Consider the following 24,563-nt stretch of genomic DNA (forward strand, 5'->3'; position numbering starts at 1 on the left):
CCGCAAGCTGCTAGCCGAGCGCGATCAGCTCGGCTTCGTCGGTGAGGATATACATCCGGCCCGAGACGACAATGGGCGCGATGAGAACCGTCTGTTCAAGATTGATCTCCGTCGCCACCTGCCCCGTGCGCGCATCGGCCCCGACCAGCAGCCCCTCGCTGGAGACGAGCCATAGCCGCCCGCCCGCAAGCACCGGCCCGCTCCAGTGGGAGCTCTTGGGAAGCTCGCTCACCCAGCGGATCGCCCCATCGCTCCGGGAGAGCGCCAGAAGCTTGCCGTGCACGTCGACCACGAAGACCGCATCGCCCGCCGGCCATGGCATCTGGGTGCTGGCGATCGTTTTGCTCCAGCGCCGCGCGCCCGACGACAGCGACGAGGCCAGCATGCGGCCGCCATGGCTGACGCCAAAGACGATTCCCTGGTCGATCACCGGCCGTGCGGGATCGGCAAGCATGCCCGAGGCCGTCGTGGAGCTCCGGCTCGATAGCGACTCTGTCCATTGCGGCTTGCCGTTGCCCACCTGAAACGCGCCCAAATCGCCCGCCGGGAAGGCCGCGACGACGGTGTTCCCGCTGACCGCGGGACTGGCATTGGACAGCAGTGATGCGGGCTCCGGCAGGCCGTGCTGGTTCCACACCTCCGCGCCGTTGCTGGCGCTCAGGCAATGGACCACGCTGTCCGTCGAGACGAAGAAGATCTTGCCGTTCGCCACGGTGGGCGACGAACGGATCGGCTTCCCCGTCCGCGTCGTCCAGGCGATGGCGCCGCTTCCCGCATCGAAGGCGACCACGGTCCCGAACCCCGTCGTCGCGTAGAGCCGGCCGCTATCCATGGCGAGACCGCCGCCGAACCCTTCCGAGCCGCTCTCGTTTTCAGGCGTCGTGGTGGCCGACCAGATCTTGCCGCCGCTGGACGCAGAGAACGCAGAGACGGTGCCTTCAGCGTCCAAGGTGTAGATACGGTCCCCATAGACGATGGGAACGGCACTGAGGCGTCCGTGCTTCGACGACCCGGCACCGATACTGACCTCCCAGCGCTTGGAGAGGTTCGGTGCCAAGGCGAGATGGCCCAGGGAGTTGCTCGCGGACCCGCCGGGCTGCGGCCAGGCGCTGTTGGCGCGGGCTGCGGGCAGCGACACCGAGCGCGAGGTTTCTGGTTTGTAGTCCTGATCGGGAATGATCGCGATCCGCTCGCCGGGAAGCTTTGTCTCTTCTTTCTCGAACGGATTGAGCGAGCTGGCGCCGCAACCGGCGAGTCCGATGACGAAGCTGGAGGCGAGAGCGAGCTTGAAGGCCGAAATTCCGCCCCGGACCAACCTGCTTCTCACACCCTCGACAGTCACGCCTGCCACCCTCGCAATTGGTAACGCTAGTTCGACCCCGCCGGAGGCGTCTCCTCTTCCGGCGATGGCTGCGTTTCAGCTCCGTCCCCGGACGGCGCCGCTGCACCGTTGTCTGAAGCCCCGGTTGAAGGGGCGCTCTCCGTGGACGGCGCCGCGTCGTCGCTCAATGAGCTGTTGTCTGTTGCGGAGCTGGCATCGTCGGCCGTGCCGCTCTCAGCGGCGGGCGGTTCAGCAGCCGCCGGTGTCTCGGCCGGCTGTGCCGCGGCATCGGGCTCCGGCGTGCCGGCGGACGGAGCCGAATCTTCGGCGGGAGATGTCTCGGCGGCGGGCGCATCGGTCGTGGGGGCGGCCGCGCCCTCGGCGGGTGCATCCTGCGGAGCTGGCGAATCCTTCGTGCCGCCGGGCGTCTCGCCCGTGGACAGAGCGCCGGAGATGACCGCGAGCATTACCGTCGTCTGCTCCCGCATATTCGCAGGCGTGCCGCTATCGGCGAGCAGCGTGTTGAAATGGTCCTGGGCGGTTTCCATGTCGCCCGTCCGGTAGGCCGACAGGCCCAGGAGATCGTGCGCGGAATAGCGCCACGGGCTGTTCTCGTTGATCAGCGGCTCCAGGCGCCGCTCCATCTCGGCATAATCTGCTTCGGGAAGGCGCAGTGTCGCCGCCTGGACGATGGCATTGCCGCGCAGGATCGGATCGACGCTGCCGTCCTCCGCAATGGCATCGTATTTGGCGACTGCCTCCTTGGTCTTCCCGGCATCGGCCTCGGCCGCAGCGATCTGGAAGCGCGCGAGGGTCTCGTAGCCCTGAGGCGCATCTTCGGCGAGCTTCTCAAACGCCTTTTCGGCCTTCTCGGTGTTTTGCGCCTGGGCCAGCTCAAGAGCGGAAACGAACTCCGCGCCTGTCTCCTTGGCCTGCTTCTCCTGCCAATAGACCCAGCCCCTATAGCCGGCCACCACCAGCACGATCAGCGCTGCGACTGCGAGGATGTAATAGCCGAAGCGGTCCCAAATAAGCCGATACCGCTCTTGGCGGACAGCCTGGTCCACCTCGCGAAAAAGATCACCGTCACTCATGGCCCTACCTTAAAGGCGTTTCCCGCAGCGGATTTTTCCCATCCGGCGCTGCTCATACCCTCCGGGGCGTATAGTGAAGCCGCCCGTCCGAAGCAAGCTGAGAAGCGCAAATTTCCGGTCCGCGATGGCATCCGGCCGGTTGCGGAGCACCTCCCGGGGATGCCGGCGGAGACTAGCGGGTGGCCGTCTTTGGCGCCGGCTGGGTCTCGGATTCCTCGTCCAGCATCGGATAGGTGTTCTCGTCGGCAGGAAAGCTGCGGGTGCGCACATCGTCGGCATAGGCCGAGACCGCATCGCGGATCGCCTCCCCCAGCTGGGCGTATTCCTTCACGAATTTCGGCACGCGCGGCGAGAGACCGAGGAGATCTTCCAGCACGAGAACCTGCCCGTCGCATTCGGCGGAAGCGCCGATACCGATGGTCGGGATGGGAATCTGCCGGGTGATCCGCGCAGCCAAGAGCTCGGCGAGCGCCTCCACCACCACGGCGAAGGCTCCGGCATCGGAGATCGCCTGGGCATCCTCTTCGAACTTCGCCCATTCGGAACGGCGGCGTCCCTGCGCCTTGAAGCTTCCGAACACGTTCACGGACTGGGGCGTCATGCCGATATGGGCCATCACGGGGATACCCCGGTCGGTCAGATACCGGATGGTCTCGGCCATATGCACCCCGCCCTCCAGCTTCACCGCGCCCGCACCGGTTTCCTTCAGCACGCGCGCGGCATTGCGGAAGGCGATCTGAGGGCTCTCCTCATAAGTGCCGAACGGCATGTCGACCACAACGAGGCCCCTCTCGGAGCCGCGCACCACAGCCTGGGCATGGCGGATCATCAGGTCGAGCGGCACCGGCACCGTCGTCTCGTAGCCATGCATCACCATGCCGAGGGAGTCGCCCACGAGCAGGAGATCGACGAACGGGTCGATAATCCGCGCCGTGTGGGCGTGATAGGCGGTGAGGGCCACGATGGGCTCTCCACCCTTCTTCCGGGCGATGGCGGGGGCCGTAAGACGCTTGATTTGGCTTTGGACAGACACCGATCCGCTCCAATCCTCTGCAAAAGACTAGCTTATGCCAGATATGGGGTCGCAAATGCGAGGAGAAACCCCGACCGATTACGAGCGCTTACCGGCGCAAGCGATGACGGCGTAACGGCGGTGGGCCACCGCCCCAACGGTTGTGCCGTCGAGGGCGTAGGTGAACTTCGCTGCGGGCGCGTCCCAGTGGCGAAGGTGCCAGCGTGGATCCGAAAGGCCGGCCTTCTCGACCTTCTTTGCCGGCACGATGATCCAGCTCGGCGCATCCTCGGTCTCGCAAAGCCTCGTCAGCGCACTGACGGAGACCTCCCGCCAGGGCATGAAATCTTTGATGTCTGCATCTCCAGGCTCCAAGGGGACGCGAATCCTGGCATCAGCAAGACCTAGATCGATCAACAGCCGCACCCGGCGATCCCACTGCGTCGCAAGCGCGGGAGAAAACACGCCCCCGGCCCCCTGCATCGATGTCGCCCAATTCGGACGCTGAGCATGAGACCAAGTCTCGAATGGACCATCGAGCCAAAGAACCTCCCCCGGACGACTTGCAAGCATGGCCCGCAGTGCAGCGCTGCCATTTTGGGCCTCCATCTCGCGATGCCACTGCGGCCGCGCGTCCCAGAGGAGGATGCCCGCTGCGATCATCACCGCCGCAGCAACGGCAAGCGGAATGGCCGACCGCTCCCGGCCTTGAACGACGACCCATGCCACGGCGAGTATGCAGAGCGGCAGGGTCAAGGCATGCGCGGCGTTCAGCACGCTGAGTGGCGCCACGCCACCCTCGGGGACCTGCATGGCGTAATCGGCGGCCGCATAGGTTTTAAGAAGCCACATTGCGGCGCCGTACGTGCCGACGATCGCCCATGCCAAGATGCTAAAGCGCCGCGCGAGCGGCTCCTCGCGAGGCCACTTCGCGCGCACGAAGCCGAGGGCCAGAAGCGCCGCCAGGGGACCGAGCCATCCTTCGCCAATGCTGAGCCAGGCGAACACAAGGAACGCCAGTGCTAGCCTGCCGGAATCGCCCTCCTGCCAAAGTCGGATGACCAGCAAGCCTAGCGCGGCGGCTGCCACCAGACCGAAAATCCAGCTCACGCGCCATAGCTGGAGTTGAAGAACCAGCAGCGAACCGAAGAGATCGCCGGCCAGGAGAGCGACAGCGAGCCCGGCCACGGCGACGGCGAGGACCGCGACGAGGAACGGACGGACCCTCTCGCGAAGACAGCTTATAGCGACCCCGATGGTGGCGCCCTGCACCAAAAGCGGCGCCCAAGCGATTGCCGGCCATTTGGAAGGAAAGAGATAGGGGGTCCGCGCCACAACGATTGCGTGATGTGCCGGGTCGAGCCTGACGAAGAGACGGTCTAGCAAAGGCAATTGCAGAAAGGCGCCGAGCAGCACTAAGCCGACACCGATCGCGACGACCGCACAGCTCGCGGAAATGGAAAGCGGTCGATACCTGGGATCGAATAGTAGGAGGGACCCCCATATGGCAAAGCCAGGCAAGGCCATGAGCGGGTGGAACATCGCGGCGATCAAAAGCGGTGCGAGCGCCCAGAAAAAGCGTTTCCGCAACACCAGACCGAACGACATCAGCATCATCGCTTCCGCGTAGACACGCGGAACCGCCATGCTTTCCCCGGCGTAAAATATGGGCCAGCCGCCATAGGCGCCGGGCAGAACAACCGCAAAGATGACCACGAGCCAGCGAAGCCGCCCGGGCGCAAAACCCGAGGCAAAGCCGATCAATCCGCCAAGCCAAACCACAAGGCCGATCAAACTCGCTAGCTTGGCGCCAACGCCAACACCGAAGCTCTCGACCAACAGCCGCAGATAGGCGGGAAAAACGGTAAAACCGAACTGGCCGTCCTGGGCGAAGATGAAATCCCGGCCGACCCCGAGAGGGTCCATCTGTGCCAGAACGCTGCCGACGTAGAGACGCGCGTCGTAGCGTATGCCGGCATAAGGATGGGTCAGCAGGACGACGCCCAAAGCTACAATGCCGAGAAGGCCGGCCGTCAGCCAAACGGGAATGGATCCCTGACAGACCGTCCTGCGTCCTTCACTGCAAGGACGAACCCAGCCGCTCTCGTGGCTCACGCTCATGGGGACTGGGGTTCGCCGGGCACGGTGAAGAGCAGCTGTCGGCGGGCAAAATAGTTGAACAGAAAAACGAATCCTGCAGTCGGAAGCTTGGCGAGTTGATAGTTCAACGGCGTGAACGCGGTGAAGCCCCAGAGCAGCATCCCGTTCAGGAGAAGGCCGATGAACCCGATTGCGACGAAGCCCGCGAGTTCGAGCGAGGGACTCGTGAGCCGGCGCTTATCGAAGATCAGGGTGACGCTGGCGACATAGATGAGCAGCATTCCCGCAAGGAAGCTGACCGAAGCGGAAACGAGGTAATGCCAACCCCAGACTTCGGTGAAGAAGATCATGAGCCCGTAATCGAGCGCCAAGCTGCGGCGCTGCTCACCCCATAGAGGACGAACTGACGAAGCTGGACGAGCCGCGCGTCGTGATACCAGGGCGTGGATGTTGCGGCGACGATGGTCATGTCAGGAGGTCTCCGCTCGAACCTCACGCAACGCGCCGCGGGACCAGCCGTTCGCTGGAGAGCGCCTCTTCCACGCCCGAGAGACCGGCCTCGCCGTATTCCGCGTCCTCATTGACTTGCCAGACATCATAACGGCGTTCGCCCGCTTCGATGTTCAGGGCGGTCAGCAGCCCGGTCATCATGGCGTGATCCTGATTATTGTATTTGTGCATGCCGTTGCGGCCGACGAGATGAAGCGTCGGAAAGTTCATCTCCAACTCGCGCCGCACGGTCGCGACATTGCTCGCATAGCTCTCGTCGTAGATGGGATAGGCTTTTGCTTGGCGCACCACGCAGGCATCAGCCACATCCTCCGCCCGCATCAGTCCGATCTGATCGATCTCCCGCTTTGCGAGCGCGATCAATTCGTCGTCGGGGGAATCCCAGAGTCCATCTCCTTCGAAACAGAAATACTCCAAGCCGAGACTGCTGGAGGCTTCGTCGGGGATGAGATCGGGCGACCACGAGCGGAAGTTCTGCACCCGTCCCACCCGGACGGATGGATCATGGATATAGACCCAGTTGTCGTCGAGCTCGACGCTCGAGCGCCCCATGAGGACGACCGTCAGGAAGTCCCGGTAACGCAGGGCTCTGGCATGAAAGACGCTGAGCGGAGTCGGCTTGATCGAGGCCACAAGGTCGCGGACCGGAGCCGACGACACCACGTTCTTGGCCGTGAAGGTTTCCCGCACGCCGCTGCCGCTCACCACCCGCGCGGTCCATTCGCGTGTCTCAGCTTGCCATTCGAGCTTCTCGACCTTCCGGTCCAGCAACACCTCTCCGCCATGCTCCAGGATCTTCTCCTGGGCCGCTTCCCACATCATTCCCGGTCCAAGGCGCGGATAGCGGAAGGAGGATATCAGGGTCTTGGCGCCCCCCTCCTTGCGCCCCGAAAGCCCTAAGGAGCGGCGCATCCCGTCGATCACGGCCGAGGCGAGGTCGAGCCCCTTGATCCGCTGCGCCGCCCAATCGGCGGAGATCTCGTCACACGACATCCCCCATACCTTCTCGGTGTAAGTCTTGAAGAAGATGGAGAAAAGCCGCTCGCCGAATTGGTTACGCACCCAATCGTGGAAGCTCCGAGGCTCTTTGATCGGGAACGCACGCGCCTTGAGATAGGACATCATGCAGCGGAAGCTTTCCGCTGGCCCCAGCTTCGCAAAGGCCTCGAACGCCTTCAGCGGATACGCGAAGAAATTGCCGCGATAATAGATGCGCGAAAGTCGAGGCCTTTCGATGAAGTCGTCGGGCAGAATCTCGTTCCAGAGATCTACGATCTCTTTGGATTTTGAGAAGAATCGGTGGCCGCCGATATCGAACAGGAAGCCTTTGTGATTCACCGTCCGGCTGATACCGCCGACATAATCAGGATCCTGTTCCAGCACGAGCACGTCGTGCCCGTCCTTCGCAAGCTTGTACGCGGTTGTCAGCCCCGCCGGCCCCGCCCCCACAACCAACGTGTCGATAGTCTTGCCCACCACGCGTCCCCAAACTCGTTCTAGTTGGGGGAACCATAGACTTCGCGCAGTAAAGAAAACTTGAAATGAACAGCTTCAACACTCTCGAATGGGCGTGAATCCTGCCGTTTTTTCTAACGAATCCTGCCGTTTTTTCTAACGAAGCAGAAGAACCGGGGCGCGAACGGTGCGGATCATCGTCGTGGTCGTACTGCCGACGATGAATGCCCGGAATGGCGAATGGCCGTAAGCCCCCATGACAAGCATGGGATCCTCGACGGTCGCCAGATATTCGGCGATCACGGTGTCGGCCGGTCCATCGGCGAGATGGGTCACGGTGGTCGGCTGCCGCCCAGAGAGCGTCACTGCAGCCTCCTCGAGGAAGCCGAAGCTTTTCTGCGTATTGGGGCCGGCGACCACGATGTACGCCCCCAGCCCCTCGAACAGGCGGGAGCCGGCGACATAGTGCAGGGCGCGCCGCGCCGCGGGACTGCCGTCATAGGCGAGCACGACAGACTTGGGCGTCTGCACGTGCCGCGAGGCGATCAGCACGGGCTTGTTGCTGCCGCGGACCACCCGTTCCAGATTTGACCCGATATGCTCCGAGGCGAACGCGCTCGATGCGCCCCGCTTGCCGATCACCACAAGATCGGCCGTCGCCTCCTGCTCTACGATCGTGTCGATGATTCCGCCATGGCGATGGACCTGGTGGATTTCGGTCACGCCTGCCTCGCGCAAGCTCTCTTCGGCCGCGCTGAGCAGTGCCCGCCCCCGTTCGATGGCAATCTTGCCGGCGGCCTCGTCAATCCGCGTCAGTTCCTCCAGGAGCTCGCTCTTCACGCCGAGGCCGATGGCGCCGCTGAGATCGTTGCGGGCGGCCGCCGAGTCCTTCCGCTGGATGACATGGAGAATCTCCACCGACCCATCGAGCCGCTTGGCGGCCCAGGCAGTGAGAGCGCAAACGCTGTTCGCATAGGTCGAAGCGTCGATGCAGGCCAGAAGTCGCGTCATGTCGTTTCCTCCCCCTCAGCCCCTAGTGCCCGGTAGCCGGCTGGTTGGCCGCCCCGGGCTTATCATGGGTCGCGTAGCGGCCCACCAGGGTGGCGCTCGCTTGGTTCAGGCCCGTCACTTCGACGCTTGCTCCCTCGCGGCGGAATTTCAGCACCGCCTCGTCCAATGTGCCGACCGCAGAGATATCCCAGAAATGCGCCTGGGACACGTCGATCACGACCTTGTCGAGCACCTCCTTGAAATCGAAGGAATCGACGAAGCGCTCCGTCGAGGCGAAGAACACCTGCCCGATGATCCGATAGGTGCGGCAGGTCTCGTCCTTCGAGAGCTCCGACGTGACGGTGAACATCCCACGGACCTTGCCGGCGAAGAAGAGACCGGAAAGCAGCACGCCCACCACGACGCCTTGCGCCAGATCATGGGTCCAGACCACCACCACGACAGTGGCCATCATCACGACGGAGGATTGCCAGGGATGGATGCGCAGATCCCTGACGGATCGCCAGCTGAAGGTGCCGATCGACACCATGATCATCACCGCCACCAGCGACGGCATGGGGATTTGGCTAACGATGGGCCCCAGCACCACGATGAGAAAGAGAAGGAAGGCGCCCGCCACGAGCGTCGAAAGCCGGCCCCGACCGCCCGACTTAATGTTGATGACCGACTGGCCGATCATGGCGCAGCCGCCCATGCCCCCGAAGAAGCCGGTGACGAAGTTCGCGATCCCCTGCCCTTTGCATTCCTGACGCTTATCGCTTGGCGTGTCGGTAAGATCGTCCACGATCTGGGCCGTCATCATGGACTCCAGCAACCCGACCGCCGCCATGGTGAGTGAGAACGGGAAGATGATGCGCAACGTCTCGAGAGTGAGCGGGACGGCAGGAAGCGCGAAATACGGGAGCGCCGACGGGAGCTGCCCCATATCGCCGACCGTATTCACATCCAGCCCCCCATAGATCGAGACCACCGTGAGCACGATGATGGCAACCAGCGGCGACGGCACGATCTTCGTCACATACGGAAACAGGTAGATGATCGCGAGCCCGGCCGCGACCATGGCGTAGGTGATCCATGTCACCCCCGTCAGCTGCGGTACCTGGGCGATGAAGATCAGGATCGCCAAGGCGTTGACGAACCCGGTCACCACCGAGCGCGACACGTATTGCATCAGGAGATCGAGACGCAGGAAGCCCGCGATCACCTGGAGCACGCCCATCAGGATCGTCGCGGCGAAGAGATATTCCACGCCGTGGTTCTGAATCAGCGGCGTGACGAGAACGGCGACCGCGGCCGTCGCGGCCGAGATCATTCCGGGCCGTCCGCCGACGAAGGCTGCGATCACGGCGATCGAGAAAGAGGCGTAGAGGCCGATCTTGGGATCGACGCCGGCGATCACCGAAAACCCGATCGCTTCCGGGATCAGCGCAAGCGCGACGACGATACCGGCGAGGATATCGCCACGCGGATTGGAGAGCCACTCGCGGCGCAGCGAGGCTAGTGAGACCATGAATTGCAAACCTGGAAGGCGAGCATCGGCGGCGAAAGAAACGCCGCGCGGCCCCGCCCCTTACGGCGCAGAACCATTGCTCTTGAGTAATCCGGGGGATAGGCGCCCGGCCAAGCCACCCGGCGAGCCGGGTCCGTTCGAAGCAGCTCCCTAACGGGATTCGGGTCGCGGCTGGATGTGCCATGGCGTCGCGTCGAAAGACGCGGCGCCATGCAGGAGCGGTCGCCGACCGATGCCTATTCGGCCGGCACGAGCTCGGGCCCCGCACCTTCGGAAACCGTGTTCGCCGGCGTTGCCTGTGTCAGGGCGACCACCTTCACCGGAACGGATTTCGACGCCGGCGTGTTGCTGCGCTCGTCGCGATGCGACAGGGCGAGCAGCGGATTGGTCTCGGGGTAATACGCCCCGCAGCATCCTTGCGGCAGGTCGTATCGCACGACCTTGAAGCCGCTCACCCGCCGCTCGATCCCATCGTCGGCCGCCGCCTCGAACGCGATCATGTCGCCTTCAGAAAGCCCGCGCTCCTCCATGTCCCGCTCGTTCATGAACACCACCATGCGATCGTCCTTGATGCCGCGGTAGCGGTCGTTCAGGGAATAGACCGTGGTGTTGAACTGATCGTGGCTGCGCAGCGTCATGAGCTGGAGGTGGCCGGAATCCGGCACCGCATCGTCGGAGTCCTTGATGTTCGGAGTGAACAGGAAATTGGCCTTGCCCGTAGGCGTATTCCAGACGCGCTCGGACGCGCCGTTGGGAAGCCGGAATCCGCCCGGCACCATCAGGCGCTCGTTGAAGTTCTCGAACAGGTCGGGGAAGACCTCCTCCATCTTGTCGCGGATACGGTCGTAATCGGCGACCAACCCATCCCAATCGATAGGGGCGCGGTCGGCCACGGTCTCCTTCGCAAGCCCGGCGATGATCCAGGGCTCCGACCGAAGATGCTCGCTCGCCGGCTTCAACATGCCGGTGGAGCCGTGCACCATGGAGAAGCTGTCCTCGACCGTGATGGTCTGCTTGCCGCATTCCTGCTCGTCGAGCTCGGTCCGGCCGAGCGCCGGCAGGATGTAGGCGCGCTTGCCCGTCAGCAGATGGCTGCGGTTCAGCTTCGTGCCCACATGCATGGTTAGGCCGATATCCTTCACCTTGGCGGTGACCCGGTCGAGATCCGGAATGGCCCGGAAGAAATTGCCGCCCATGCCAAGGAAGACATCGACGTCGCCGCGCAGGATCGCCTCGCAGCACTCGGCCGTGTCGTGTCCCCACTCCCGCGGATTTTCAAACCCGAACACCTCGTCCATCTTTTGCAGGAACGGCTCCTTCGGCTTCTGATAGATGCCCACCGTGCGGTCGCCCTGGACGTTGGAATGGCCGCGAATCGGACAGGCGCCCGCGCCGGGCTTACCCATATTCCCGCGCAGCAGAAGCATGTTGATGATCTGCTGCAGAGCATCGCCGCCCCTGCGGTGCTGGGTGATCCCCATGCCCCAGCAGCAGATGACGTTGTTGGCCTTCATATAGATCTCGCCCGCCTGCTCGATCTGCTCGCGGGTCAGCGCGGTGTAGAGCTCGATATCGGCCCAGGACAGATTGCGCACGTAATCCGCAAAAGCCTCAAAGCCGTGAGTGTGCTCGGCGATGAAGTCGACATCGAGAACGCGCTCGCGGCCGGCCGCCTTGGCCGCGTCATCGGCCTCGACCACCACCTTGCAGATGCCCTGCATGGCGAGGATGTCGCCGCCGGTACGCAGCTGGAAATAGTTGGAGCTGATCTGCTGAGCCTTGCCGGTCAGCATCTCGCGCGGGCTCTGGGGGTCGGTGAAGCGGACGAGCCCCCGCTCCTTCAACGGATTGAAGCTGACGATCGGCACGCCCTTCATCGCCATCTCGTGGAGATAGGACAGCATACGCGGGCTGTTGGTGCCCGGGTTCTGACCAATGATGAAGAGAGCGTCGCAATGCTCCCAATCGTCGAGGGTCACCGTGCCCTTTCCGATGCCGATGCTCTCAGGAAGCGCCACGGTTGTCGTCTCGTGGCACATATTGGAGCAGTCGGGGAAATTGTTGGTGCCGATCAGGCGCCCGTAGAGCTGCCAGAGGAAAGCGGCCTCGTTCGAGGTGCGGCCTGACGTGTAGAGCTCGACCCGCTTGCGGTCCTGCTCGCGCACGAAGGTGCCGATTTCCGAAAGCGCCGTGTGCCAGTCGACCGCCTCGTATTTGTCCGTCTCGGCGTTGTAGCCCATGGGATGGGTCAAGCGGCCCTGATCCTCGAGCTCGAAGTCGCTCCAGGTCAGAAGCTCGGTGACAGTGTGCTCGGCGAAGAAATCGGGGCCGGTGCGCTTCTTGGTGGCCTCCCAGGCCACCGCCTTGGCGCCGTTCTCGCAATACTCGGCGAGCTTCGGCTTCTTGGGGTCGGGCCACGCGCAACTCGGACAGTCGAAGCCGCCCGGCTTATTCATGGAGAGCAGCAGCTTGTTGCCCTTCATCAGGATCTTCTGCCGGCTGAGCTGCTTTTCAGCGGCATTCACCGCGCCCCAGCCACCGGCGGCATGATCGTCGTGATCCGATTTCCGATTCTTATCAGAAGCCATAGTCGTTTCCCTTAGGGTTCTCTCTGCACGGGCAGCCGGGCTGCCAAGCCCGCCGCCTCGTCTGGGCGCCGGCGCCGTCATTCCTGATAGCGATGTTGGTGACGGTGTCGCGCCGATGTCGGCATTACCGGTTAGGTAGTGCGTTTCGCCTAGCGCACCAAGTGCCGCGCGTCAAAAAATATCATTGATTTCAATATCTTATCGGGCGATAGAAAAGCCTGATGCTGGCGCTAAGGCGAGCAAAAGCTAACAAAAACAGGAGCTAGATATCGGTCCAGCGGGCGAAGGTCGCCGCTTGTCCGCACCAGACGCCGCCGTCGTCAATGAGCTGCCAGATTACGCCGTCTTCGATGAAGAAGCGTCGGCCTGACTTGGCGATGCGGATTCCGCGATACCCGCGGACAAATCCATCTCGTGCCACAGCGTCCAACAGACGTTGACGCTCGCCCCGCTCCGGTGCTTCCGCCGAATAGCGCGACGGCAGGCCGACGATCTCGTCCCATCCCATCTCGAAGCATCGCTGCGCCCATCTGTTGGCGTAGACGAAACGAGGATCCTCGTCGGTATTGTGGGCCAGTACGGCGAACGGCGCCTCCTCGTAGAGCCACCGTACATCCTGTCCCGGCGGGGCGAGATCGTCCCCAACCAGCCGGCGATAGCTTCCTGTGAGGAGATCGAAGAAGTCCTGATCGAGCGGGTTGGCCATAGCCGCGAACATTGGCTGAAAGGGCCGGCCGCGCAAGCTCGGCGAGAGGGGATTGTACGGGCGGGGTGAAGCGGCAGCAGCCGGACCGTCTCAGCGTTTCGTCAGGGCTTCCGGCTTGTGGACCGCCTCTTCGCCGGACGTGTCGCTCTTCACGACATATTGCGGATCGTCCGGGCTCGGCTTTGCGACGTGGCCTTTGATAGTGGTCTTGGATGTGACCTTCTCGACCACCTCGCCATGGGTGGTGCCCTGCGCCGTTTCCCAGCTCACCTTGTCGCCCGGCTTAAACGTGTCGGCCAAGATCTCCTCGCAAACGCGTTGGCTCCTCTGCCCTCCCCTAAACGGAGGTCGAGCCGCAATCGTTGCACCGGGATCTTGGGCGTGAGTTTGACCTACGCCTCTTCGGGCCGGACAAGCCGGCCCTCTTCCGCCTTATGATAATACTGGCTGGCAACCAGCCAGGCCTTCAGAGGCCTAAGCGGCGGGATGCAGGTGAGTAGGAGGAAGGGCACCGACGTGACGAGATGCACCCAATAGGGCGCCTGGAACGCGATCTCGATCCAAACCGCGAGCATCACGGCGGGCACGCAGCCGAAGCACATCACGAAGAATGCCGGGCCGTCGGCCGGATCGGCGAAGGAAAAATCGAGACCGCAGACATCGCATTCCTTGCGGATGGTCAGAAAGCCTTTGAACAGGTGCCCTTTTCCGCAGCGCGGGCAACAGCCGCGAAGCCCGACCCAGACCGGGGAAAGAGGTGGCCACTCCTTGGTTTCCGACATTTTCATCGCCCTTTCGGCTCTTTCGAGCGCACCGAAAGTCGACTCGGCGCTGCCTAATATTCAGGCAGCCAACCAGAGCCGGACCGCCCTGGTCAACCGGTCGGAATGTCGCTCATAACGATTTCGTGTCGAGCGGCACGACCGGCTTCCGATTCTAAGACCGAGGGCGGCGCAGGCGTTGTTTCGGGCGGCCTTAGAGGACGATCTCGCCGCTCTCTTCGCCTTCCCAATAGTGCACGTGCTTGGCGCGGACCTTGAGCAGCACGAGTCCGGGCGTGTCGATCCCGTCCTCGAACCATTCGTCGACGCTGGGCGCCCAATGGGCCTTGAAGGTTTCCTTGTCGCGGATGATTTCCGCTTCGCCCGCGACCGCAACGAAGAACCTCTCCTCGCCGTGGAAGGTCAGGCCCACACGAGGATTGTCGGAGATCTCGCGCACCATGTCCGTATCGTCGCTGGTGAAGTAATAGCTGTCGCCGTCATACTCGACGTCCTGATTGTTGCTCATGGGACGTGAGGCCAGCCCGCCGTCCGGCGCCACCGTGGTGAGCATTCCGAAATCGATCTTCTTGATGCGCTGGGCTAGATCGGCGAGGGATTTATTCGACATTCCTGGCTCCTTTTCATTTTGGAGCCCCTTGAACGCGGGGCGGCGCGCGATTGTTCACGTGCCGCCCCTTAGATTTGTGGCTCGCTCCTAATTGAAGATGTGGAGTCGCGCCAGATAGTTGCCGTTCTCCTGCTGCTTGAAGACATGGGTGAGGAGACCGTTCACCTCAGTGGGCTCGCCGTCCTCGCCAGGTGCCATGACATGCCACCGTCCGGCAGCGATGATGGTGCCGTCCCGCGCTTCCGTGATCTCGATCAGCTCGATCTTGTGATCGGTGATGCCGGCCTCGAACAAGCCTTCGAAGAACTGCGCAATGCCGTCCTGCTCGATCACCTCATGGGACGACGGCAGCAGCAGAGCGTCGTTGGTATACATCTTCGCGATCGCCTCGCCGTCCTGCGCGTTGAACGCCTTGTCGAATGCCGCGTACTGGCCTTCGACGATCTGCTTGTAGTCTTCCGCGTAGGCCGAGACGCTCACCATCGCCAGCATGGCGAAGGCGGCAAAAATCCGAAATGTATTCAGCATCCAATCTCCTTTGAAAAATTGCTTCGCTTCTCCAACCGGTAACATATGACCCCGCCTCCGAGTTCAACCAGCATGAAGGAAGGGCGGAACCGTGTTGGGGGTATGTGAGGGCACAGAGACCGACTAGGCCGCGCGGGCGGCGAGGAACTGGGCGGTAAATTCGGCGGCCGGCATCGGTCGTCCGAAGAGAAAGCCTTGGGCTTCCTGACAGCCCGCCGCGTCGAGTGTAAGCCGCTGCGCTTCCGTCTCGACCCCCTCGGCAATCACGTCCAGACCGAAGCTCTTGCCCAGATAAATGACGGCCTTCACGACAGCGGCATCTTCCTCGTCGACCGTTAGGTCGTGGACGAAGGATTGATCGATCTTCAGCCGGGTGACCGGATAGCGCTTCAAAAGGCTCAGGGACGCATAGCCGGTTCCGTAATCGTCGAAAGCGAGCCCGACGCCCAGCCGCCGCAGCTCCCGCAGGAGCGTAAGCGTTCGGTCGTCGTTTAGAAGCAGGACAGTTTCGACGAGCTCGAGCTCGAGCGCCTCGGGCGGAAGACCGCTTTCGGCGAGGGCATTCTGGACGCTGGTCAGGAGGCGCCCTGAGCGAAACTGCGCGGCGAACAGATTGACGCCGATGCGGAAGCCCGGCGATCGCCTCCGCCACTCGACCGCCTGCAGACAGGCCTGGCGCAGGATCCATTCGCCGACATCGGCCGCCGTCGGTTTCCCACTCAACACCTCAAGAAAGGCACCAGGCGGCAGAAGTCCCCGCTCCGGGTGATTCCAGCGCAGCAGCGCCTCTGCCCCCGTAAGTTGCTTGGTCCGGGTGGCGACCTGGGGCTGATAGTAGAGCTCGAATTCGTTGCGCTGAAACGCCCGCCGAAGCTCACGGCTAAAGATGCGTCTGGCTACGGCGGCCACGCGGAATGTTGGCTGGAAGAACTCGTAGCGGCGCCGGCCCGCGCTCTTCGCCCGATACAACGCGAGGTCTGCAGCGCTCATCAGCTCTTCCGCCTCCTCGCCGTGCCGGGGCGCAAGCGCGATGCCGATGCTGGCGCCAAGCTCCACTTCCTTTCTGGCAATGACGTATGGGTCGCAAAGAGCCTGCAGCATCTCGTCAGCCAGGGCTCTGATCTCGCCGATGCAATTCCCCGACATCAGCACGACGAACTCGTCGCCGCCGAGCCGTGCCACAACCTTGGCGCCCTTGGCGACCGCCTTCACCCTGGCCGCCACTTGCCGTAGCACGAGGTCGCCGCCGGAATGGCCGAGGGAGTCGTTCGTCTCCTTGAAACCGTCGAGATCGATCATGAGCAGCGTGGCGAGTTCCCCGGCCTTCAGCACCTCGCTCAAGACGTCCATGAACGCGCTGCGGTTCGGCACTTCCGTGAGCTGATCCATCATGGCCAACTCGAACATTTTCTGCTCGTGGGTGCGCCGCTCGGTGATATCGCGCACGATGGCCCCGACGCTGGTCCGGCCGCTCTCCTGCCATGTCGAGAGCGAGACCTCTGCGGGAAACTCTGTTCCGTCCTTACGCAAGACTGAAAGCTCGATGGTGCGATCGGCGAGGGTCATCGGAACCCCCGTCCTCAGACGGCGCACCTCGTCCTCGTAGAGTTCGCGCCAGCTATCGGGAACCAGAGCTTCCACGGTTTTCCCGAGCATTTCGTTGGCGGTATAGCCGAAGAGTCTCTCGGCGGAGTCGTTCCAAAACGTCACGCGGCCTGCCTCGTCATTGCAGATGATCGCATCCGGTGACGTGGCGGCGATATTGGCGAAGCGAGTCGCATTCACGACCTCCGCGGCTTCCAGCCGCCGCATCTCCATCCCGTCCATCGCAAGGTTCGCCAAAGCGGTCAGGTTTTTCCGGTCTTCGTTCGTGAAGTGCTCTCGCGGGGCCGTATCGATGATGCAGAAGGTGCCGATATTCTCGCCGTTTGGCGCGCGCAGCGGCTTGCCGGCATAGAAGCGGATATAGGGCGGACCCGTAACAAGCGGGTTGGCCGCAAAGCGCTCGTCCTTCGTCGCGTCCGGCACGAACAGGATTTCGTCCCCCATGATCGCATGGGCGCAGAACGAGACGGTCCGGTCCGTCTCACAAACGTCGAGGCCGAGCCGCGCCTTGAAGAACTGCCGGTCCCGTTCCAGAAGCGAAATCAGAGCGATCGGCACGCGGAAGATCCGGGCAGCAAGCGACACCAACCGGTCGAACTCCTCTTCCGGCGGCGTGTCGATCTGATGGTACTCGGCGAGCGCCTCGAGGCGGTTCTCCTCGCTCTCGGGCATCGGATAAGGCATCCTGGTCATGGCTTCCCGCGTAGCCGCCAATCGTTAAGAATCGGCAATCTAAACGCGAAAAATACATACCATTGCGGGACGCCGGCCCGCCTGAAAGACCACACCCTGTTGCGGCTTCTATCGCCAAAGTCGCGGACGACCCCGGCTCTCTGCAATTCTGCTGCATTCTTCGAAAACCATGGGCCTCCCTCCTTCGTAGACGGAGAAGGGTTGACGCGTTTTGCGGAAGATCGAACACAGCGGAAGGAGCGATTTTTTCATGCAGTCCCGCCGAGAGTTTCTGACCGCCGCGAGCATCGCTGCCGGCGGCCTCCTCCTCTGCTCCCAGACCCGTTTCGCCGCGCAGGCGGCTGAGGTGGTCAAGCCCACAGAGCCGCCGACTGAGCCGCTCCGCAAGCGCGCGATCCCCGCGACCGGCCAGGAGGTCCCCGTCATCGGCGCCGGCACCTCCGGCAGCTATAACGTGCAGATCGGCTCGCCCGAATACGAGGCGCTCAAGGAGACCATCAAGGTATTCTTCGACGGCGGCGGCACGGTGTTCGACACCTCGCCCAATTACGGCAATGCCGACGCGGCCCTGGGCGCCCTGCTCGAGGATGGCGGCTATCGCGACCGCTGCTTCCTCGCCACCAAGATCGCCGCGGATAGCCGCGAGGCGGCCGAGGCCCAATGGGCCGGCTCTCTGAAGAAGCTCCGCACCGATCACGTCGAGCTTCTTCAGGTCCACAATCTTCGGGACTGGAAGACACAGCTTGCCTACGCACGCGAGCTGAAGGAGCAAGGCGCAACCAAGTATGTCGGCATTACCCATTACCTCGACGGCGGACTTTCGGAGATGGAGGAAATCATGCGGGCCGAGCCGCTCGACTTCATCCAGATCCACTATTCGGTGAATGGGCCGAAAGCTGCCGAGACCGTGCTGCCCCTCGCCAAGGAAAAAGGCATCGCCGTCCTGATCAACCGCGCCTTCGATGACGGACGGCTCTTCGCAGAGGTGAAGGGCAAGCCCCTACCCGGCTGGGCCGCGGAGGTCGAGGCGACCTCTTGGGCGCAGCTCTTCCTGAAATTCGCCATCAGCAATCCGGCCGTGACCGCGGTGATCCCGGCCACCAGCAAGCCGAAGCATCAGGCCGATAATCTTCATGCGGGCGTCGGCCCGCTGCTGAGCGAGAAGCAGCAGAAAGAGCTGATCGAGACCTTCGCCTAGCCACCGGTTCCGGGGGATTTCATGGGCCACTTGGCCGATAGCGCGGCCGGTCGCCGCATCGGGAGGCTGCTCAATCTGGAGCCTGGCGAGATCCCGGCCGTCGCCGGCGGCCTCGCCATGTTCTTCCTGCTCTTCACCGGCTACTTCATGCTGCGCCCGGTGCGCGAGACCATGGGCATCGCCGGCGGCGTGGAAAACCTCCAGTGGCTCTTCACCGGCACTTTCATCGCGACCCTTGCCGCCATGCCGCTCTTCGGCTGGCTCGCCTCCATCGCCTCCCGCCGCCGAATACTCCCCTGGGCCTACGGCTTCTTCGTGCTGAACCTGTTTGGCTTCGCCGCAGCGCTGGCCATCCGCCCCGACGATATCTGGACGGCGCGGGCATTCTATATCTGGCTCTCGGTCTTCAACCTGATCGCCATCTCACTCGCCTGGAGCGTGCTCGCCGACATCTTCGTCACCGCGGAAGCTAAGCGGCTCTTCGCCATGATTGCCGGCGGCGCCAGCCTCGGCGGACTGACCGGACCGATCTTGGGCACGCTTCTCGTCGTGCCCATCGGCCACTCGGGTCTGCTGGCGCTCTCCGCCGTGTTCCTGACCGCAAGCGCCGTCGCGGCCATGCTGCTTTATCGCTGGCGCGACAGGCACCCCGTCGACGACGATGCGGCTCTCGCCGACGACAGCCGCAAGCCCCTCGGGGGCAACCCGTTCGCTGGCGCGACGGAGGTCTTCAAGTCGGGATACCTGGCGGGCATCGCGGTCTTCGTCGTGCTGCTGTCGAGCGTCAGCACCTTCCTCTATTTCGAGCAGGCGCGGCTGGTGGCGGAGAACTTTCCCGATCCGACCCGCCAGACCCAGATCTTCGGCCTGATCGACACGATCGTGCAGAGCTTGTCCATCGTCACCCAGCTCTTCCTGACCGGCCATATCGCGCGCCGGCTCGGCATCGGGGTGCTGCTGGTCGCTGTCCCGGTCGTCATCGCGGGCGGCTTCCTGTGGCTTGCCCTGTCGCCGGTCTTCGCCGTGCTCGCGGTGGTTATGATCGCCCGCCGCGCCGGCGAATACGCTCTCGTGAGGCCCGGGCGCGAGATGCTCTACACTACCGTCGGACCGGAGGAGAAATACAAGGCCAAGAACTTCATCGATACCGTCGTCTATCGCGGCGGCGACGCCGTCAGCGGTTGGGTGAAGCGCGGCCTGGATATCGTCGGCGACCCGACCTTCGCCATGGTCGTCGGCGCCGGCGTCGCCCTCGTCTGGGCAGGGACCGGCTTCGCCATCGGCCGCGCCGAAAAACGCCGCGAGCGTGCGGTCCAAACGCGCGCGGCATGACGCACGTCAGACCAACCGCGGGGCGCTGGGACGCGTGACGGCCATCGAATATTCCTCCTGATCCTGAGGCGCCCCCCAGAAGCCTCGGAGCGTCGGACCGTTCTTAGTCCGGCGCCGCAGAAAGAAATTGACGATCTCGTAGGGCCACACCCGGCGCCCCATCTGGCTGTACCACCGCATGGCGTGGCGCAGCCCGGGATCGGGATGACAATAGGTGCGCCAAAGCGCCTTTGGCCGGCCTTGCAGCACTATCTCTGTGAATTTCACCCATAACAGCGTGCGCCATGCCGGCAGGTGGCGGGTGGCGAGCACCTGATGCTTGTAGTCCCACCGCCGCCGGTCAGTCTGGATGACGCGCCGCTCTTCTGCGATCCGAAAGAAGGGAGTCCAGCGGTGGGGCGTGACGTAGAGCAATTGGATCTGGTCGGGGTCGTAGGACAGCAACTGCTTCAGCCCGCGCCAGAGATCGGCGTCCGTCTCTTCCTCGAAGCCGACCACCCAGGTCGCCATCGATAGAATGCCGTGTTCGCGCATCAGGCGGATGGCTTCACGATCGGTCGATGTCGCGGCCCCTTTGCGGATGAGCTCGATCGTCTTGGCGTCGGTCGTCTCCATCCCGAGCAGGAAGCGCTGCCAGCCCGCCTTCTTGTAGAGGTGGAGGATATCCGCATCGCGCACGATGTCGTCAGCCCGCGTCGAGCCCACCAGGATCACATCGACCTCCTCAGCGATCAGCGCCTCGAGAAAGGCCTTCCAGGCCTTCTTCGACACGGTCGGATTCTCATCGGCGAAATTGAAGACCTTGACCCCATGCTCCCGGTGCAGCCTGGCGATTTCCTTCGCGAAACTGACTGGATCCCGGTGACGCCATCGCGTCCAGAAACCTCGCTGGCCGCAGTAATTGCAGAGATGAGGGCAGTCGCGGGAGAACTGCACCACCACCGCCCGAAGCCCGCCCCAATAACTGTAGTGCGGATGATGGATGAGTTCCCAGCCCACGCGGTAAGCATCCAGGTCGCGGATCACAGGTGCAGGAACCGTGGCACACGGACCGATCGGGCCGCGATAGGCGATGCCGGCAATACCGGCCAGGGAGTCGCCAGCCTCTAGAGCGCCGATGAGGCGGCGGGCGGTCTCCTCCCCCTCACCCCGGACCACCGCGGTCACCCAGGGTTCGGTGTGCAGGATCTCGTGCCAGTGATAGGTCGGGAAGACCCCGCCATAGATGATGGCGACGTCGGGCAGACGGGCCCGCACCCTGGCAGCCACGGCGGTGATGACGGGATGTCCGGACGTGGAGCCGGAGTGCCCGAACAGAACCGCTTGCGGCTCCCCGTCCACAATACGGTCGACGAGCTCTTCTACGGGCATCGGTCCGAACTCCCCGTCGATCAGCTGTACATCATGACCGTCGTCGATCAGCGGCCCGCCGATGGAGAGCAGACCCAACGGCGGCAGATGATCGTCGGGAATCCGGCTGCCGATGGACGGATGAGGAATGTTGACGAGAAGCACGCGCATGGAATTCGCCCCCAGCGAAAATCGAGGTGGGAGGAGAAGGAACCCCGCGAGGGAAGCCGGTCAGGCGGCTTGAGCGTCGGGCGCCAACCCACCGAATCGCCGCTGTCGCCTGCCGAACTCGGCGAGCGCTGCGTTCAACGCATCGGGTCCGAAATCCGGCCACATGCAGTCGGTGAAGAGCAGCTCCGCATAGGCGCACTCCCAGAGCAGGAAATCGCTCAACCGCTTCTCGCCCCCCGTGCGGATCAGGAGATCCACATCCGGCGCGCCGTCACCCGTTACGAGCCGACCGAATGCGGCCCGACTCATTACGGCGTCGGCCTGTCGCGCCGCCATCTGGATCGCGTCCCGCCCCGAATAATCGACGGCAACACGAAGATGCATCCCCTCGCATTCGGCGGTCGCACCTTCCGCCCAGGTGATCCGGTCCAGCAGGGTGCGTGCCAGGCGCTCTCGCCGCCCAATAAAGGAGAGCCTGATGTCCTGCCCTTTGAGACTGGCCACCTCTCGATCGAGATAGCTCTGCAGGAGACGCATTAGAACCGCGATCTCAGCCCTGGGTCGGCACCAGTTGTCGCTTGAGAACGCGTAGAGGGTCAGCGTGCCGACGCCGGCCTCGAGTGCGGCTTCGATGACGGATCGCACAGCCCGAACGCCCGCCTGATGACCTAGGCTGCGCGGCAACCCCTGCTCCTCAGCCCAGCGCCCGTTTCCGTCCATGATAACGCCGATATGAATTCTGCCCTGCAGTGCACTTTGCATTGTAAAGTCTCCTGACAAAAAAAGAGGCGGCTAGGCGCCTCTGGGTTTCAACATCGGTTCGCTTCCCACGCGAGCGCTCACATCCGCGGCGTCCCGCACCACCCGCTCCAGCTCGGCGACATAATCGAGAAAGCGCTCGCGCCCCGCAGGCGTAAGGCGGCAAGTGGTGAGCGGACGCTTGCCCTCGAAGCGTTTGTCGATCCGCACCAGTCCGGTCTCTTCCAGCACCTGGAGGTGACGCGAGAGATTGCCGTCGGTGAGGCCGCAAAGCCTCTTCAGATCAGCGAAGCTCAGTCCCTTCGGGTGTCCGATCAGCGATGTCAGAATGCCAAGCCGCGCCTTCTCATGTATGACCCGGTCCAGCCCGTCATAGGCATACGGCGCGGAACGCTCACGAGACATCGGTTTCTCCATAGCTCTGATAGATGATCGCCGCGAGCAGCAGCTGGCCGACGGCGAAGGGAATCCCCATCATCAGGGGAGACAGCGACTCATCGCCCGCCGCCCACATGAGAACGGCGCACCCGCTGACGAAGTACCATGCCCCGGCAATCGCGACACTGCGCGGCAGCGACGGAAGCGCCGCAAACAGGCCGAGGCTCACCAACATCTCCCAAAGGCCAGGCAGCATCCAGACATTGTCCGGCGCGAACCTCAGAAAGATGGCGCAGATTGCAGCCCCAGCGGCTCCCGCCGGCAGAAACTGATGCACGGCGTTGAGGATCATGGAATCGGCAAGACCACCATGCTCGCGCCGGGAGCGAACCACCATCTCAGCACCGATCAACGCCACACTTATCACTGCGATGACGACCCACCCGCCGAAGAACATCAGGGGCACATCGAGCGGATCGGTGAGAAAGAGGCTTTGGCCGATCCCCATGGCCAGCGCCATCAAACCCGTGATGCCCAGGGCAGCGGGCCCCAGACCTTTGAAGGTCGTACTTGCCGCCACCTTGCTGCGAATGTCGGCGATATCGGACAAAGCCTTTTCATAATCGCGCATTGGATCCCCTCCAAGTACTTTATGATGTAAAGTAAGCATGGCTGCAAAGAACAGGCAAGCGAATTCGTGCGCCCGAACGAGCCTACCTATATCCGAAGCGGGGCACGGGAACCGACCGCTGCCGGAGCGCCGCGCCCCGTGCTAGCCCTCGAAGAAGGCCAACAGGTCGGCGTTGATGACGTCGGCCTGGGTCGTGATCATCCCGTGAGGGAAATCTTTGTAGCTCTTGAACGTCGCGTTCTGTAGGAGCTCGGCCGATTTCGGACCCGCGGCGACATACGGCACGATCTGATCGTCCTCGCTATGGATCACGAGAATGGGCACGGTGATCTTCTTCAGATCCTCGGTGAAGTCGGTTTGAGAGAACGCGACGATGCCATCGTAATGGGCCTTGGCGCCGCCCATCATGCCCTGCCGCCACCAATTCCAGACATTGCCCGGAATGGTTTCCACCCCGTCCCTGTTGAAGCCATAGAACGGACCCGCCGGCAGGTCGTAGTAGAACTTCGCGCGGTTGTCGGCGAGCTGCTTCTGAAGATCGTCGAACACCGATTTCGGCAGCCCTTCCGGGTTCGCGTCGGTCTTCACCATCAGCGGCGGCACAGCGGAGATGATCGCGGCCTTCGCGACGCGCCCGTCGCCGTCACGGGCGATGTAGTGCACCACCTCGCCGCCGCCCGTCGAATGGCCCACATGGAAGGCGTCTTTCAGATCGAGATGCTCCGTCAGCGCCGCCAGGTCGTCGGCATAATGGTCCATGTCATGGCCGCTATCGACTTGGCTGGAGCGGCCATGGCCTCGCCGGTCATGGGCGATGACGCGATACCCCTTCTCCAGGAAGAACATCAGCTGGGGGTCCCAGTCGTCCGCGGAGAGCGGCCAGCCATGACTGAACACGATGGGCTGTCCCTGCCCCCAGTCCTTGTAGAAAATCTCGACGCCGTCCTTCGTGGTGACAAATGGCATGGGAACTCTCCTCTTATGCAGGGATGCCGCAGAGCCGACGAATGTCGAGCGAACTGGCCAACTGCAATTGGGAGAGATCAGGCGGGATACAAGACACGCGTGTGACGCAATAATGTGCAGCCTAAGAGTGCTACGGACCTGGTCGAGAAGCCGCAGGCACGGTATTGCGGCCTGGCATGATCAAGGACGCCGCCGCGCTACTAACGGTGGACGCCAATACGTCTGATGGCGCTTGCAAGCGATCTGTTGCTGA

The 24,563-nt window shown here is 63.2% G+C and carries 23 protein-coding genes and 1 other annotated feature; of the genes, 2 read left to right on the plus strand and 21 right to left on the minus strand.

What is annotated here, in order from left to right:
- Window positions 1-10 precede the first annotated feature (10 nt).
- The 16 genes from A7A08_RS12305 to A7A08_RS12375 form a co-directional block, all read right to left on the minus strand.
- A complete protein-coding gene (locus A7A08_RS12305) occupies window positions 11-1,342 on the minus strand; it encodes an outer membrane protein assembly factor BamB family protein (RefSeq protein ID WP_141693988.1) in 1,332 nt (443 codons plus the stop codon).
- 26 nt (window positions 1,343-1,368) lie between these two features.
- Entirely contained in the window at window positions 1,369-2,415 is a 1,047-nt protein-coding gene (locus tag A7A08_RS12310; protein WP_069095772.1) for a tetratricopeptide repeat protein, read from the minus strand.
- Window positions 2,416-2,587: 172 nt separating this feature from the next.
- Window positions 2,588-3,448 (minus strand): 3-methyl-2-oxobutanoate hydroxymethyltransferase, encoded by an 861-nt coding sequence (gene panB / locus A7A08_RS12315; protein ID WP_069095773.1) that lies wholly within the window; start codon window positions 3,446-3,448, stop codon window positions 2,588-2,590.
- Between the two features lie 78 nt (window positions 3,449-3,526).
- Window positions 3,527-5,548: a hypothetical protein gene (locus A7A08_RS12320; protein ID WP_069095774.1), complete on the minus strand. Its 2,022-nt coding sequence runs from the start codon at window positions 5,546-5,548 to the stop codon at window positions 3,527-3,529.
- Window positions 5,545-5,898, minus strand: a complete 354-nt coding sequence (locus A7A08_RS12325) for a GtrA family protein (RefSeq protein WP_069095775.1) — start codon at window positions 5,896-5,898, stop codon at window positions 5,545-5,547. The genes A7A08_RS12320 and A7A08_RS12325 overlap by 4 nt, the downstream gene beginning before the upstream one ends.
- Entirely contained in the window at window positions 5,874-5,996 is a 123-nt protein-coding gene (locus tag A7A08_RS17175; protein ID WP_280948806.1) for a hypothetical protein, read from the minus strand. The genes A7A08_RS12325 and A7A08_RS17175 overlap by 25 nt, the downstream gene beginning before the upstream one ends.
- 23 nt (window positions 5,997-6,019) lie before the next feature.
- Complete coding sequence (locus A7A08_RS12330) at window positions 6,020-7,513, minus strand: NAD(P)/FAD-dependent oxidoreductase (RefSeq protein WP_069095854.1); 1,494 nt, start codon at window positions 7,511-7,513, stop codon at window positions 6,020-6,022.
- 135 nt (window positions 7,514-7,648) lie between these two features.
- Window positions 7,649-8,503: a universal stress protein gene (locus tag A7A08_RS12335; protein ID WP_069095776.1), complete on the minus strand. Its 855-nt coding sequence runs from the start codon at window positions 8,501-8,503 to the stop codon at window positions 7,649-7,651.
- A gap of 22 nt (window positions 8,504-8,525) precedes the next feature.
- Complete coding sequence (locus A7A08_RS12340; RefSeq protein ID WP_069095777.1) at window positions 8,526-10,013, minus strand: SulP family inorganic anion transporter; 1,488 nt, start codon at window positions 10,011-10,013, stop codon at window positions 8,526-8,528.
- A gap of 85 nt (window positions 10,014-10,098) precedes the next feature.
- Window positions 10,099-10,151, minus strand: a sequence feature (sul1 is cis-regulatory element that is thought to sense ions involved in sulfur or methionine metabolism; They are found in Alphaproteobacteria).
- Between the two features lie 98 nt (window positions 10,152-10,249).
- A complete protein-coding gene (locus A7A08_RS12345) occupies window positions 10,250-12,601 on the minus strand; it encodes an FdhF/YdeP family oxidoreductase (RefSeq protein ID WP_069095778.1) in 2,352 nt (783 codons plus the stop codon).
- A gap of 262 nt (window positions 12,602-12,863) precedes the next feature.
- Window positions 12,864-13,307, minus strand: coding sequence for an MEKHLA domain-containing protein (locus tag A7A08_RS12350; RefSeq protein ID WP_069095855.1), 444 nt, complete (start codon window positions 13,305-13,307; stop codon window positions 12,864-12,866).
- A gap of 90 nt (window positions 13,308-13,397) precedes the next feature.
- Window positions 13,398-13,607, minus strand: coding sequence for a hypervirulence associated TUDOR domain-containing protein (locus tag A7A08_RS12355; protein ID WP_069095779.1), 210 nt, complete (start codon window positions 13,605-13,607; stop codon window positions 13,398-13,400).
- Window positions 13,608-13,699: 92 nt separating this feature from the next.
- On the minus strand, window positions 13,700-14,089 hold the full coding sequence (locus A7A08_RS12360; protein WP_069095856.1) for a DUF983 domain-containing protein: 390 nt from the start codon (window positions 14,087-14,089) through the stop codon (window positions 13,700-13,702).
- 193 nt (window positions 14,090-14,282) lie between these two features.
- The gene (locus tag A7A08_RS12365) at window positions 14,283-14,699 is read right to left on the minus strand and encodes a pyridoxamine 5'-phosphate oxidase family protein (protein WP_069095780.1); all 417 of its coding nucleotides are present in this window, start codon (window positions 14,697-14,699) and stop codon (window positions 14,283-14,285) included.
- Between the two features lie 87 nt (window positions 14,700-14,786).
- Window positions 14,787-15,227, minus strand: coding sequence for a YybH family protein (locus A7A08_RS12370; RefSeq protein WP_169823004.1), 441 nt, complete (start codon window positions 15,225-15,227; stop codon window positions 14,787-14,789).
- Between the two features lie 123 nt (window positions 15,228-15,350).
- Complete coding sequence (locus A7A08_RS12375; RefSeq protein ID WP_069095781.1) at window positions 15,351-17,525, minus strand: putative bifunctional diguanylate cyclase/phosphodiesterase; 2,175 nt, start codon at window positions 17,523-17,525, stop codon at window positions 15,351-15,353.
- A gap of 250 nt (window positions 17,526-17,775) precedes the next feature.
- Between A7A08_RS12375 and A7A08_RS12380 the strand changes: the two genes are divergently transcribed.
- Together A7A08_RS12380 and A7A08_RS12385 are read left to right on the plus strand one after the other, a co-directional pair.
- Window positions 17,776-18,723 carry an aldo/keto reductase gene (locus tag A7A08_RS12380; RefSeq protein WP_069095858.1) on the plus strand — a complete coding sequence of 316 codons (948 nt, stop codon included), beginning with the start codon at window positions 17,776-17,778 and terminating at the stop codon, window positions 18,721-18,723.
- A 30-nt stretch (window positions 18,724-18,753) separates the two neighbouring features.
- Window positions 18,754-20,055, plus strand: coding sequence for an NTP/NDP exchange transporter (locus A7A08_RS12385; protein ID WP_208430635.1), 1,302 nt, complete (start codon window positions 18,754-18,756; stop codon window positions 20,053-20,055).
- A gap of 6 nt (window positions 20,056-20,061) precedes the next feature.
- Here the strand turns inward: A7A08_RS12385 and bchE are convergent, their stop codons facing one another.
- The 5 genes from bchE to A7A08_RS12410 all read right to left on the minus strand — a co-directional run bounded on the left by bchE (window position 20,062) and on the right by A7A08_RS12410 (window position 24,310).
- Window positions 20,062-21,576, minus strand: coding sequence for a magnesium-protoporphyrin IX monomethyl ester anaerobic oxidative cyclase (bchE, locus tag A7A08_RS12390; RefSeq protein ID WP_069095783.1), 1,515 nt, complete (start codon window positions 21,574-21,576; stop codon window positions 20,062-20,064).
- 60 nt (window positions 21,577-21,636) lie between these two features.
- Window positions 21,637-22,338 (minus strand): di-trans,poly-cis-decaprenylcistransferase, encoded by a 702-nt coding sequence (locus A7A08_RS12395; RefSeq protein WP_069095784.1) that lies wholly within the window; start codon window positions 22,336-22,338, stop codon window positions 21,637-21,639.
- 30 nt (window positions 22,339-22,368) lie between these two features.
- The gene (locus A7A08_RS12400; protein WP_069095785.1) at window positions 22,369-22,740 is read right to left on the minus strand and encodes a winged helix-turn-helix domain-containing protein; all 372 of its coding nucleotides are present in this window, start codon (window positions 22,738-22,740) and stop codon (window positions 22,369-22,371) included.
- On the minus strand, window positions 22,730-23,323 hold the full coding sequence (locus A7A08_RS12405) for a hypothetical protein (protein WP_342586680.1): 594 nt from the start codon (window positions 23,321-23,323) through the stop codon (window positions 22,730-22,732). Before A7A08_RS12405 ends, A7A08_RS12400 begins: the two co-directional genes overlap by 11 nt.
- A 162-nt stretch (window positions 23,324-23,485) precedes the next feature.
- Complete coding sequence (locus tag A7A08_RS12410; protein ID WP_069095787.1) at window positions 23,486-24,310, minus strand: alpha/beta fold hydrolase; 825 nt, start codon at window positions 24,308-24,310, stop codon at window positions 23,486-23,488.
- Between the last annotated feature and the right edge of the window lie 253 nt (window positions 24,311-24,563).

This window comes from Methyloligella halotolerans, assembly GCF_001708935.1.
GTDB lineage: Bacteria > Pseudomonadota > Alphaproteobacteria > Rhizobiales > Methyloligellaceae > Methyloligella > Methyloligella halotolerans.

Bases quoted from the DNA above. Each gene is read 5' to 3' on its own strand.
- A7A08_RS12365 (WP_069095780.1), bottom strand. From the start codon at position 14,699: ATGTCGAATAAATCCCTCGCCGATCTAGCCCAGCGCATCAAGAAGATC.
- A7A08_RS12370 (WP_169823004.1), bottom strand. From the start codon at position 15,227: ATGCTGAATACATTTCGGATTTTTGCCGCCTTCGCCATGCTGGCGATG.
- A7A08_RS12320 (WP_069095774.1), bottom strand. From the start codon at position 5,548: ATGAGCGTGAGCCACGAGAGCGGCTGGGTTCGTCCTTGCAGTGAAGGA.
- A7A08_RS12380 (WP_069095858.1), top strand. From the start codon at position 17,776: ATGCAGTCCCGCCGAGAGTTTCTGACCGCCGCGAGCATCGCTGCCGGC.
- A7A08_RS12395 (WP_069095784.1), bottom strand. From the start codon at position 22,338: ATGCAAAGTGCACTGCAGGGCAGAATTCATATCGGCGTTATCATGGAC.
- A7A08_RS12360 (WP_069095856.1), bottom strand. From the start codon at position 14,089: ATGTCGGAAACCAAGGAGTGGCCACCTCTTTCCCCGGTCTGGGTCGGG.
- A7A08_RS12350 (WP_069095855.1), bottom strand. From the start codon at position 13,307: ATGGCCAACCCGCTCGATCAGGACTTCTTCGATCTCCTCACAGGAAGC.
- A7A08_RS12375 (WP_069095781.1), bottom strand. From the start codon at position 17,525: ATGACCAGGATGCCTTATCCGATGCCCGAGAGCGAGGAGAACCGCCTC.
- A7A08_RS12310 (WP_069095772.1), bottom strand. From the start codon at position 2,415: ATGAGTGACGGTGATCTTTTTCGCGAGGTGGACCAGGCTGTCCGCCAA.
- A7A08_RS12340 (WP_069095777.1), bottom strand. From the start codon at position 10,013: ATGGTCTCACTAGCCTCGCTGCGCCGCGAGTGGCTCTCCAATCCGCGT.
- A7A08_RS12335 (WP_069095776.1), bottom strand. From the start codon at position 8,503: ATGACGCGACTTCTGGCCTGCATCGACGCTTCGACCTATGCGAACAGC.
- A7A08_RS12400 (WP_069095785.1), bottom strand. From the start codon at position 22,740: ATGTCTCGTGAGCGTTCCGCGCCGTATGCCTATGACGGGCTGGACCGG.
- A7A08_RS17175 (WP_280948806.1), bottom strand. From the start codon at position 5,996: ATGACCATCGTCGCCGCAACATCCACGCCCTGGTATCACGACGCGCGG.
- bchE (WP_069095783.1), bottom strand. From the start codon at position 21,576: ATGCGCGTGCTTCTCGTCAACATTCCTCATCCGTCCATCGGCAGCCGG.
- A7A08_RS12410 (WP_069095787.1), bottom strand. From the start codon at position 24,310: ATGCCATTTGTCACCACGAAGGACGGCGTCGAGATTTTCTACAAGGAC.
- A7A08_RS12345 (WP_069095778.1), bottom strand. From the start codon at position 12,601: ATGGCTTCTGATAAGAATCGGAAATCGGATCACGACGATCATGCCGCC.